The organism is Formosa sp. Hel1_31_208, assembly GCF_900104785.1.
Lineage (GTDB): Bacteria > Bacteroidota > Bacteroidia > Flavobacteriales > Flavobacteriaceae > Psychroserpens.
Map to the genome: position 1 here is coordinate 727381 of NZ_LT629733.1, position 11342 is coordinate 738722.

The window sequence follows — 11342 nt, forward strand, 5'->3', positions numbered from 1 at the left end:
TTGTTGCTATTGTGTCGTATTTTTGCACTCGAAACTTACAATTCTAAAATAGTCAAAGACTTAATTATCAGTTTATGTTGAGATATTTAAAACAACTCAAGATATTTTTCACGGTCTTAGCAATAGTGTCTGGGATTATCATTTTTCTGATTTATTCAGTCTTAGATGTTGAGAAACCATTGCCAATATATCAGCCTAATCGCCTTGATGCGTCTCTAGTGGATAGTACTATTCAGCATAAAAAGAAATATCATACTATTGCCGATTTCAAATTGCTTAATCAAAATGGAGATACCATTACTCAAGAGGATTACAAAGATAAAATCTATGTAGCCGATTTCTTTTTTACCACATGCCAAACCATTTGTCCCATAATGACCGATCAGATGCATCGCATACAAGATGAAATTTTAGAGGATGACGAGGTGTTGTTATTATCGCATTCGGTCACACCTGAAATTGATTCTGTGGCCCAATTAAAACGATATGCTATTGAAAAAGGGGTTAATGATAAGAAGTGGAACCTGGTTACGGGAGATAGAAAACAAATCTATGACCTTGCAAGAAAATCATATTTGGTCGTTAAAGATGACAACACGGAAGACTACGGAATGGTGCATACCGAAAACTTTGCTCTCATAGATAAAAATAAGCAGATTAGAGGGTTATACAATGGGATTAGTCCAACATCAGTCGACTCATTATTACAAGATATAAAACGCTTGAAAAAGGAATATCAATAGTTTTGGTGCAACAATTTTTTTAGGCTGAATATTTCCTTTATTTTTGCTTCTTTAAAATCAATCTAAATAAGCTTGCAAGTCACTTTAGCAGATATAAAACGAGGGCAACAGGGGATCATCATAGATGTATCCTCCATTCATATTCCACTTAAACTCCTAGAAATGGGTTGTTTGCCTGGGAACAAAGTAGAACTTGTACAAATGGCTCCTTTTGCCGACCCTATGTATCTTAACATTAATGGCACCCATCTCGCCATCCGAAAAGAAACAGCCATTCACATTTTAATAGATATTTCTAATGAGTAAACAAATTAACGTTGCGCTTATTGGAAATCCGAATACGGGCAAAACGTCTGTCTTCAATGCATTAACGGGCTTGAATCAAAAAGTAGGTAATTACCCTGGTATTACTGTAGAGAAAAAGGAAGGCATATGTAAACTTCCTAGAGGTGTAAAAGCGCATATCATTGATTTGCCTGGCACCTACAGTTTAAATGCCTCCTCTTTAGACGAGAATGTCGTTATCGAACTTTTATTAAATAAAAAAGATAAAGATTTTCCTGATGTAGCTGTTGTGGTTAGTGATGTAGAAAACTTAAAACGAAATCTATTACTATTTACACAAATAAAAGACTTAGAGATTCCAGCGATATTGGTAATCAATATGTCTGATCGAATGAAATATAAGGGCATTCAGTTAGATATGCCATATTTAGAGCAACAGTTACAAACTAAAATTGCCTTAATCAGCACCAGAAAAAATAATGGTATTGACCAGCTTAAAGAGTTAATAATGAGCTATAAGGAACTATCAGTAACACCTTGTTTAAAAGCCTCTGAAATTGATGCAGATTATTTTGATAAACTGCGTAAGGCATTTCCAAACCAGTTACTTTATAAGCTGTGGTTGGTCATTACTCAAGATGTCAACTTCGGAAAAATTGATCGAAATCAAGTAGATGCAATAGATAGTTTTAAAACCAAAAGCAAAGCAGATCTCAAGCGTTTGCAGCAAAAAGAAACCATTAAACGGTATCAATTTATTAATAATACGCTTAAAAAAGGCCAAACCATTGATTTAAAAAGTGCCAAAGATTTGCGTATACGGTTAGATAGAATTCTAACACATAAGGTTTGGGGTTATTTAATTTTTGGAATTATTTTGTTAACCATTTTTCAAGCCATTTACGTTTGGTCAAGTGTTCCAATGGACTTCATAGACACTACATTTGCTTCCTTAAGTGAATGGGCTAAAAACATCATGCCTGAAGGTGCTTTTACCAATTTAATTGCAGAAGGTATTATTCCAGGGCTTGGTGGCATTGTTATATTCATTCCGCAAATTGCATTTTTGTTTCTATTCATTTCTATTTTGGAAGAAAGTGGTTATATGAGTCGTGTGGTCTTTTTAATGGACCGCATTATGCGTCGTTTTGGGTTGAGTGGCAAAAGTGTAGTGCCCTTAATTTCTGGAACCGCTTGCGCTATTCCCGCAATTATGGCTACTAGAAATATTGAAAGTTGGAAAGAACGCTTAATCACTATTTTAGTAACGCCTTTTACAACCTGTTCTGCGCGATTGCCAGTATATTTAATTATCATTTCGTTAGTCATTCCAGAAGGCTATTTTATCGGGTTGAGTTATCAAGCACTAACCTTAATGTTACTCTATCTCATTGGGTTTGGAACCGCTATTATTTCGGCTTGGATCTTAAACAAAATAATGAAGATAAAAAGCAAGACCTTTTTTGTTGTTGAAATGCCAAACTATAAAGTTCCATTGTTTAAGAATGTGGTCTTAGCCGTTTTAGAGAAAACTAAATCCTTCGTATTTGGAGCAGGTAAAATCATACTAGCTATATCTATTGTGCTTTGGTTCTTGGCATCTTACGGACCTGGAGAAGAGTTTAATAATGCAGAAGAAATTGTAAGAACAGCCTCAGCTTCCGAGAATTTATCTTCGGAAGAATTAAACCAAAAAATCGCATCTCATAAATTGGAACATTCATTTATAGGTATTGCCGGACATGCTATTGAACCGGCAATAAGACCGCTAGGATACGATTGGAAAATAGGAATTGCGATTGTCAGTTCATTTGCCGCTCGTGAAGTTTTTGTTGGAACTTTAGCCACTATTTATAGCGTTGGTAGTGATGAACAAGAGACCATAAAAAATCGAATGGCTGGAGAGGTGAATCCTATTCTTGGCGGACCATTATTTAACTTTGCAAGTGGAATATCCCTATTATTGTTTTATGCGTTTGCCATGCAATGTATGAGCACGTTGGCCATAGTTAAACGTGAAACAAATACATGGAAGTGGCCAATGCTACAGTTGACTATTATGAGCGCTTTTGCGTATATTGTAGCATTAATCGCCTACCAATTTTTAAAATAAATGAACACAGTTATCCAAAACATATTAGTAATTCTAGCGCTAGGAATAGCCGTTTGGTTCCTCTTACAAAAGTTCGGACTGCTTCCAAAAAAGAAGGCAGCACCTTCAAAGACCTGTGGACAAGATGACTGCGGGTGTCACTAAGATTATTTGGGATGAAATACGATTTCTAAATTATAGTCTTTTTCAGGGATTGGATTTCCGTTTTGAGGATATGGCGTTAAGTTTATTCCAAATATTTTAAAATCCTGAGCAACAAATATTAAGTTGTTCTCTTCAGTTACATACCCACTGGCATGAATAACCACTTCTTTGTCGGTCAGAAAAATATCGTTTTTATACACTGAAATGAGAACTTTTGCCTCACCTGCTCTGATGCACATCACATCTTTTGGACATCGAGAATCTGAAATAAGCTTTTCGAAGCTTACCTTATGCGACAGATATTCAACTTTCCCTTGAAATTTAATTATTTTGATGATGCTCAATGAATCTTTAATAAAACTTGATTGAGATGACACTTGATGTATCATTACTAAAAAGAGTAAGAACATAGTATATTTCATGAATGTGCTTTCTTATAAATATGACCGATTTTTTCAAGTGTTATATTTTCCGAATATAAGTATAAACGAATAGATTACTTAGGTATAATTACCATAGCATCAAATTTTTTTTAACTTTGTTAAGATGAGTAAATTATTTGCCATACTATTAACGTCTTTAATTCTTGTGCAAAGTCTGCATATAGATTACGATGATATTGTGCAGTTTGATGAGTTAATTGAGCATGCACAATTTCATAAAGCAGAGTATGGGGATAATTTTTTTGTGTTCATCTCTAAACACTACGGAGAGTTGAAAGCTGATCATAATCAAAAACACCAAGAAGAGGAGCAGGAGCACAAGCAGCTGCCATTTCAGTGTTCTGATCATATGCTACTTATTACGGCATTCGTTATGCAAGATTTATTTTCAGAATTAGAGGTTATAGAAATTATGGAAATAAATACGGCAAATTTTCATTACCATTCGTCGTTTTCATCACTGCATAAGAAAGGATTACTACAACCTCCCAAGCACGCATAATTTATTGAATTATTTAATGTTTTTTGTCAACTTATTTTGAAATGAGTTGTCACACAATTTATCAATGAATTATGTTATCTCATATTATAAAATTTAGCCTAAGGAATAAATTTATTATTCTGTTATTTACTCTATTTGTCATCGGTTTCGGATTGTATTCGCTATCAAAAATTCCTATTGGTGCTGTTCCAGATGTTACCAATAATCAAGTTCAGGTAATTACCACATCACGTAACCTTTCAACACAGGATATGGAACAGTTTATTACCTATCCTGTAGAATTAGAGATGGCGAATCTTCCTGGAGTGGAAGAAATTCGTTCGGTGTCTAAATTTGGATTATCGGTAGTGACTATAGTATTCAATGATGATATTGGGACTTACTTACCACGACAACTTATTGCAGAAAAAATTAAATCGGCTTCAGAGAACATACCAGATGGTTTTGGAACTCCAGAAATGGGGCCAATCACTACGGGTCTTGGAGAAATTTACCAATACATTCTAGATGTAGAACCAGAATATAAAAATGAATATACAGCACAAGATCTGCGTACGATTCAAGATTGGATTGTAAAACGTCAATTATCAGGAATTCCTGGAGTGGTAGAAGTCAATACTTGGGGTGGTTTCTTAAAACAATATGAAGTCGCAATAAATACCCAAAAGCTTAATGCGATGCACATTTCTGCCCATGACGTTTTTAACGCACTTGAGACTAATAATAGTATCACAGGTGGTGGTTACATAGAAAAGGTGAACCAAGCCTATTTTATAAGAGGAGATGGCTTAGTCACTAGCTTGGAAGATATTGAAAATATTGTTGTAAAAAACACTTCGGGTATTCCTATTTATATCAAAGATGTAGCTAAGGTAGGTTTCGGTAATGCACTGCGATTTGGAGCAATCACAGGAAATGGGGAAGGTGAAAAAGTGTTGGGTCAGGTGATGATGCTGAAAGGCGCAAATTCAAAAGAAGTTATTGATGCCGTAAAAGATCGGGTTGCCACAATTTCAAAATCATTGCCTAAAGGGGTTTACATTAATGCCTTTCTAGATCGTAGTGAGTTAATAGGAAGAACAACGTTTACAGTAACTGAAAATCTTGTTTTAGGATGTCTTATAGTGGTCTTTGTTGTGGTATTACTGTTAGGTAATTGGCGTTCGGGTTTAGTGGTGGCATCTGTGATTCCTTTGTGTTTGTTGTTTGCATTGTCCTTGATGTACATCTTTGGAGTGGATGCGAACCTTATGAGTTTAGGCGCAATTGATTTCGGAATAATTATCGATGGTGCTGTTATTATTGTTGAATTTATAGCATTTAGAATCACAGAGAAACAAGGAGAGTTTTCTAAATTGAAGGCCAATGAAATCCAATCTGTTAAAGATGAAATTACTTTCCTTGGTGCTTCAAAAATGATGAATTCAGCTATTTTTGGTCAGCTTATTATTCTTATTGTCTTTATCCCTATTCTTTCATTAAGTGGTGTTGAGGGTAAAATGTTTAAACCGATGGCCCTAACCTTCAGTTTTGCGTTGATTGGAGCCATGATTTTTTGTTTTACTTATGTTCCAGTGGCAGCTTCTTTATTTCTTAAACCATCAAAGGCCTCAAAAAATAATATTTCTATACGTTTAATGCGTTGGCTTAATAGATTGTACGAACCAACAATTCATTGGGCACTACAAAGTAAAAAGTTGGTATTGAGTGTCGCTATCGCACTACTAGCTGTGTCAGCCTATTTGTTTGCAAATATGGGAGGAGAGTTTGTCCCCACTTTAGATGAAGGCGATTTTGTAATCCAACCCGTCCTCAGAACAGGAACTTCCTTGAGTGAAACTGTAGAGATTACCACAAAAATAGAAAGGATCTTATTGGATAACTTCCCAGAAGTAAAACAGGTAGTTACCAGAATAGGTGCAGCAGAAGTACCTACAGACCCGATGTCTATGGAAGAGAGTGATGTTATTATCGTATTGAAGCCGAAAAAAGAGTGGGTTTCGGCTTCTACTAAAGATGAATTAGCAGATAAATTTAAGGAGGCATTGACAATAATACCAGGGATGGAAGTAGAGTTTACTCAACCTATTGAGATGCGTTTTAATGAACTAATTACAGGAGTTAGAGCAGATATTGCAATCAAAATATTTGGAGAAAATCTAGACATACTTTCTAAAAAGGGATCTGAAATAAAAGCGTTGATTCAAAATGTTGAAGGAGCCGCAGATATTTCTGTAGAAAAAATTGATGGTTTACCCCAAATGAGCGTAAAGTATAATCGAGCGAAGGTAGCTCGTTATGGATTAAATATTGAAGACCTCAACAATATGTTGTCTATGGGGTTTGCTGGACGAACCGTGGGTAGCGTTTTTGAAGGGGAAAAGCGTTTCGATTTGGTTGTAAGATTAGATGCGTCCAAACGACGGGATATTAATAATATTAAAAACCTCTATGTGGATCTACCAAATGGAGGTAAGGTTCCTTTGAGCGAATTAGCAGAAATTACTTACCAAAAAGGCGCTGCTAAAATTTCACGAGATGATACAAGAAGACGTATTGTCGTTGGAATTAACGTAAGAAATCGAGATTTAGAATCTGTTGTTGCTGATGTTCAAAACCTTATCGATACTAATGTTAAATTACCTGTTGGGTATACCATTACGTATGGAGGACAATTTGAGAACCTACAAAATGCGAAATCACGCTTATTAATTGCTGTGCCAATTGCTCTCATTCTCATATTTTTAATGCTCTACTTTGCATTTAATTCCATTAAAGACGCCCTTTTAATTTACTCTGCAATTCCGTTAGCTGCAGTAGGAGGGATATTATTTCTTTGGATACGCGACATGCCTTTTAGTATTTCAGCAGGAGTTGGTTTTATTGCACTTTTTGGGATTGCCGTACTCAATGGTATTGTGCTTATTGAACATTTTAAAGAATTAAAACAAGAAGGAATTGAAGACATGGAAACGCTTATTAAACAAGGGACTAAAGATAGATTACGTGCCGTCTTATTAACTGCAGCGGCAGCAGCTCTTGGTTTTCTGCCAATGGCTATCTCGACGAATGCAGGAGCAGAGGTTCAAAGGCCATTGGCTACAGTGGTTATAGGTGGTTTGGTTACGGCTACTTTACTGACTTTGATTGTACTCCCTGTATTGTATTCCTACTTCAATAGTACTAAAAAGAAATCCTTCAAATTTAGGAAAAATACACGTTTTGGCATTATCGTATTGATGAGTTTATATTCGTCAATCTCTTTTAGTCAGGAGAAATCAGTAATACTTGGCGAATTAATAACAATAGCCGTCGACAACAACGCTGGGCTTAAGGCGAATAAATTGAAGGTTAATCAATCTGATGTGTTAATTAATACGGCTTTTGATTTTGATAAAACCGAAGTTTATTATTCTTATGATGAGAATAATTTAGCCTTCAATAATCAACCTATTCGTGTTTTTGGAATACAACAAGATTTTAAATTTCCAACGGTTTATTTTGCTGGTAAAAGGTTGAATTCCGCAAACTATGATCTAGAATTATCAAACTATGCAATAAAAGAAAAAGTATTAAAAAGAAAGGTGACCTCCAATTATTATGAATACTTGCATGCCCTAGAAAAAGAATACATTTATAAACGTTTAGATAGTTTATATCAAAATTTTGCAACAATTGCTAAAAGACGTTTTGAATTAGGAGAAACTAATTATTTGGAGAAAATCACTGCGCAGTCGAAACAAAAACAAATAAATCTCAATTTATCAAAAGCGCAACAAGAGCTTGATGTGGCTTTTACACAATTGATGGCTGTCGTTCAAAGTGAAGATACACTAATCATTGAAAAAGAGCCGCTGACAAAGATTCCTTTAGAATCAATTAGTATAAATAGTAGCCCTGAAATACAATATTTTAAGAATAAAATGTCCCTATTCCAAGCTAAACGTAAGTTTGAGAAACAACAATTATTACCAGACATTAGTCTTAATTATTTCCAAGGGACTAATTCAGGACTCAACACAAATTTGACTGGTTATCAATTTGGATTGAAGATTCCATTACTTTTTAATGCACAGTCCTCTCGCATCAAAGCTTCAAGAATTGCGCAAGATATTGCTGAAGAGGAATCACATAATTTTGAAATTATTTTAAATACTAAATATCAAGAACTACAATCTGAATTAATACAATATGAAGAAGCTTTAGCATATTTTGAAAACGAAGGTGCTTCGCTCGCTGATGAAATTCTAAAAACAGCTAATAGCAGTTTTAAAAATGGAGAAATTGATTTCTACCAATATATTATAAGTGTTGAAAATGCTTATGAAATACAACTCGACCATCTTCAACATCTCAATAGTTACAATCAAACTATTATTAAACTTAATTATTTAACCTTTTAAACTAAACTAATGATACGTACCAAGCATACAGTCTATACAGTCTTTTTATTCATCTTATTTTCAGGCTGCGCAAATACTGATAAAGAAACTCAAAAGATCGGTTCACAAAACAAAGATGATCGTATAAGTATATCTAAAGCCCAATTTGATCAAAATGAAATGGCTTTAGGAATGACAGAAGAAATGGCGTTTCCAATAAGTGTGTCTGTGAATGGGATGATTGATGTTCCTCCTGAAAATAAGGCAGTCGTAAATTCTACAATGGGAGGTTATATAAAAACAACATTACTTTTAGAGGGTGATACCGTTACAAAAGGGCAACCGTTGGTAACACTTGAAAATCCTGAATATATAGCCTTGCAGCAGAAGTATATGGAAGTGAAAGAGCAATTGAATTACTTAAAAGCTGAATATGACCGCCAAAAAACTATGTGGGAAGAAAATATAACCTCCCAAAAGAGTTTTTTAAAAGCAGAAAGCACTTATAAAACGGCAATGGCTCAATACAATGGCCTAAGAAAACAACTAGCAATGCTTAATATATCACCAGCAAATGTTGAAAAGGGCAATATCACTTCTATTATTACATTGTATGCTCCTATAAGTGGGAGTATTACTAAAGTGAATGTCTCTAAAGGGACCTATGTGTCTCCAGCCACATCTGTTATGGAGATTATCGATAATGCACATATTCACTTAGAATTATCTGCTTTTGAAAAGGATATTATGAAGATCAAAAAGGGGCAGAAAATCCTCTTTACTATTCCTGAGGCATCCAAAGAGACCTATGATGCAGAAGTATATTTGGTTGGAACGTCGTTAGATGCCAATAGAACAATAAAAATTCATGGGCATCCAATAGATGAATCTAATAAATTCTTAACAGGAATGTTTGTGAATGCTCATATTATCACCGCTGAAAAAATTACAAGCGTGGTAAACGAATCTGCCCTTGTAGAGGTTGATGGCGAATACTATGTTTTGGTTTTAGATGAACGCAATGAATTCGATTATTACTTTAAAAAAGTGAAAGTCAATATTGGAAATACGATCAACGGATATACAGAGTTAATAGATGACAACGCTCTTTCAATTAAGGACCATCTATTGGTAAAAGGTAGTTTTGGCCTGTTAGGTGAGGAATAAATAATAGTGAATAAGCGTGTCTATTGTTGTACCAAATGAAAATTTTAGCTATTTTTGAAATATATTTAAGTATACTTAAAAAATAATTAAAGTCTCTATAAATGTCAGTAGCTATTGAAAACTTTGTAAAAGCAATTTATAACAACGATAAACATGATATTAAAGACACCAAACCTGGCAATATTGCGAAACAACTTGGTATTTCTAATGCAGCGGCCACTGATATGGCTAAAAAGTTGGCTCTAAAAGAACTGTTGCATTATGAAAAATATCAAAAATTGCAGCTTACCGAAAAAGGGACTAAGATGGCACTCAATGTTGTAAGAAAGCATCGACTTTGGGAAGCTTTTTTATTCAAAATGTTTGATATGTCGTTGCATGATATTCATCGTGAAGCGGAACTTTTAGAACATCAAACCTCAGACTTATTAGCAGAAAAGATAAGTAATTATTTAGGTCATCCAAAGTTTGATCCTCATGGAGACCCTATTCCCAATGCTTACGGTGAAATTACGACTATAGATACCTCAATATCACTTTCCGAAGCAAAAGAAGGAAAAACCTATATCATTGCTCGATTAATGAGTAATGATAAAGAGTTCTTTGATTTCTGTGCACAAAATGGAATTAAATACAGAAATGCATTAAAGGTTTCAAAGCAATTTACCGCAAATAAAATGACTCAAATAACTATTGGAACGAATACAATTGTATTGAATGAAGATTTCACTAAAATCATTTATGTTGATGAAAACTAAAAACCTCAATCTACTGAGTTTCTTTTTTCTCTTCTGCTCAACAGCATTATTTGCCCAGAATGATAATAACCAAGAAACTCCGTCTGAACCATTGGTTACAGATAGGCCTGATGCCACCGAGTCGCCAACAACAATAGTACCCGGTTTTATTCAGGTGGAAACAGGAGGGGCTTATGAGAGCTTTAAGGATAATATTATTAAGTTTGAAACTTATACTTATAACACTACTTTGGTGCGATTAGGACTACTTGATAATCTCGAATTACGTTTGGGATGGAATTTTACTGAAGGCAGAAATTCGATAAATAGCAATCTATGGAGTGATGTCACAAGTGGCTTCAGTCCATTATTGCTCGGGACTAAAATTGCAGTTACTGAAGAAAAAGGATGGCGACCACAAATAGGAGTATTAGGACATGTCTATCTACCGTTTACTGCAGGTGAAGACTATAAGCCAGAAACGACAGGCGTTGATTTTATTTTTGCATTTGCACATACCTTAAGTGAACGATCAAGTCTAGGATATAACCTTGGAGCCAGATGGCAAGATGATTCTCCTGAAGCATCATATATATACTCAATGTCTTACGGATATAGTCTTACAGATACATTGGGAACATATATAGAGATTTACGGAAATGTGCCTGAAAATAGTAAAGCCAATCACCTGTGGGATGCTGGCCTTACCTACTTAATATCTAATAATGTGCAATTAGATGCCACAGTTGGTTCTGGTATTACAGCAGATCAAGATTTATTACTTAGTGCAGGTGTGAGCTTTAGATTACCAACTAAATAAAAACAG

10 protein-coding genes are annotated in these 11342 nt (G+C 34.8%); 9 read left to right on the forward strand and 1 reads right to left on the reverse strand.

Features of this window, described 5'->3' with window-relative positions:
- Nucleotides 1-74: 74 nt before the first annotated feature.
- From BLT57_RS03110 to BLT57_RS03125, 4 genes are all read left to right on the forward strand, one after another.
- A complete protein-coding gene (locus BLT57_RS03110) occupies nt 75-743 on the forward strand; it encodes an SCO family protein (protein ID WP_091422136.1) in 669 nt (222 codons plus the stop codon).
- Between the two features lie 72 nt (nt 744-815).
- Nucleotides 816-1049 (forward strand): FeoA family protein, encoded by a 234-nt coding sequence (locus tag BLT57_RS03115; protein WP_091422139.1) that lies wholly within the window; start codon nt 816-818, stop codon nt 1047-1049.
- Nucleotides 1042-3141, forward strand: a complete 2100-nt coding sequence (gene feoB, locus BLT57_RS03120) for a ferrous iron transport protein B (protein ID WP_091422143.1) — start codon at nt 1042-1044, stop codon at nt 3139-3141. Before BLT57_RS03115 ends, feoB begins: the two co-directional genes overlap by 8 nt.
- Nucleotides 3142-3285 carry a FeoB-associated Cys-rich membrane protein gene (locus tag BLT57_RS03125; RefSeq protein WP_091422148.1) on the forward strand — a complete coding sequence of 48 codons (144 nt, stop codon included), beginning with the start codon at nt 3142-3144 and terminating at the stop codon, nt 3283-3285.
- Nucleotides 3286-3287: 2 nt separating this feature from the next.
- Here the strand turns inward: BLT57_RS03125 and BLT57_RS03130 are convergent, their stop codons facing one another.
- Nucleotides 3288-3707, reverse strand: coding sequence for a hypothetical protein (locus BLT57_RS03130; protein WP_157717105.1), 420 nt, complete (start codon nt 3705-3707; stop codon nt 3288-3290).
- 124 nt (nt 3708-3831) lie between these two features.
- Between BLT57_RS03130 and BLT57_RS03135 the strand changes: the two genes are divergently transcribed.
- From BLT57_RS03135 to BLT57_RS03155, 5 genes are all read left to right on the forward strand, one after another.
- A complete protein-coding gene (locus BLT57_RS03135; RefSeq protein WP_091422153.1) occupies nt 3832-4230 on the forward strand; it encodes a hypothetical protein in 399 nt (132 codons plus the stop codon).
- Between the two features lie 71 nt (nt 4231-4301).
- Entirely contained in the window at nt 4302-8633 is a 4332-nt protein-coding gene (locus BLT57_RS03140; RefSeq protein ID WP_091422156.1) for a CusA/CzcA family heavy metal efflux RND transporter, read from the forward strand.
- A 9-nt stretch (nt 8634-8642) separates the two neighbouring features.
- Nucleotides 8643-9779 (forward strand): efflux RND transporter periplasmic adaptor subunit, encoded by a 1137-nt coding sequence (locus BLT57_RS03145; RefSeq protein WP_091422157.1) that lies wholly within the window; start codon nt 8643-8645, stop codon nt 9777-9779.
- A gap of 101 nt (nt 9780-9880) precedes the next feature.
- A complete protein-coding gene (locus BLT57_RS03150) occupies nt 9881-10537 on the forward strand; it encodes a metal-dependent transcriptional regulator (RefSeq protein WP_091422160.1) in 657 nt (218 codons plus the stop codon).
- Complete coding sequence (locus tag BLT57_RS03155; RefSeq protein ID WP_091422162.1) at nt 10527-11336, forward strand: transporter; 810 nt, start codon at nt 10527-10529, stop codon at nt 11334-11336. Before BLT57_RS03150 ends, BLT57_RS03155 begins: the two co-directional genes overlap by 11 nt.
- The last annotated feature ends 6 nt before the right edge of the window (nt 11337-11342 follow it).

What these genes read in the sequence shown, in the direction of transcription:
- BLT57_RS03110 (WP_091422136.1), top strand. Translation starts at nt 75, where the DNA reads ATGTTGAGATATTTAAAACAACTCAAGATATTTTTCACGGTCTTAGCA.
- feoB (WP_091422143.1), top strand. Translation starts at nt 1,042, where the DNA reads ATGAGTAAACAAATTAACGTTGCGCTTATTGGAAATCCGAATACGGGC.
- BLT57_RS03125 (WP_091422148.1), top strand. Translation starts at nt 3,142, where the DNA reads ATGAACACAGTTATCCAAAACATATTAGTAATTCTAGCGCTAGGAATA.
- BLT57_RS03130 (WP_157717105.1), bottom strand. Translation starts at nt 3,707, where the DNA reads ATGAAATATACTATGTTCTTACTCTTTTTAGTAATGATACATCAAGTG.
- BLT57_RS03135 (WP_091422153.1), top strand. Translation starts at nt 3,832, where the DNA reads ATGAGTAAATTATTTGCCATACTATTAACGTCTTTAATTCTTGTGCAA.
- BLT57_RS03140 (WP_091422156.1), top strand. Translation starts at nt 4,302, where the DNA reads ATGTTATCTCATATTATAAAATTTAGCCTAAGGAATAAATTTATTATT.
- BLT57_RS03145 (WP_091422157.1), top strand. Translation starts at nt 8,643, where the DNA reads ATGATACGTACCAAGCATACAGTCTATACAGTCTTTTTATTCATCTTA.
- BLT57_RS03150 (WP_091422160.1), top strand. Translation starts at nt 9,881, where the DNA reads ATGTCAGTAGCTATTGAAAACTTTGTAAAAGCAATTTATAACAACGAT.
- BLT57_RS03155 (WP_091422162.1), top strand. Translation starts at nt 10,527, where the DNA reads ATGAAAACTAAAAACCTCAATCTACTGAGTTTCTTTTTTCTCTTCTGC.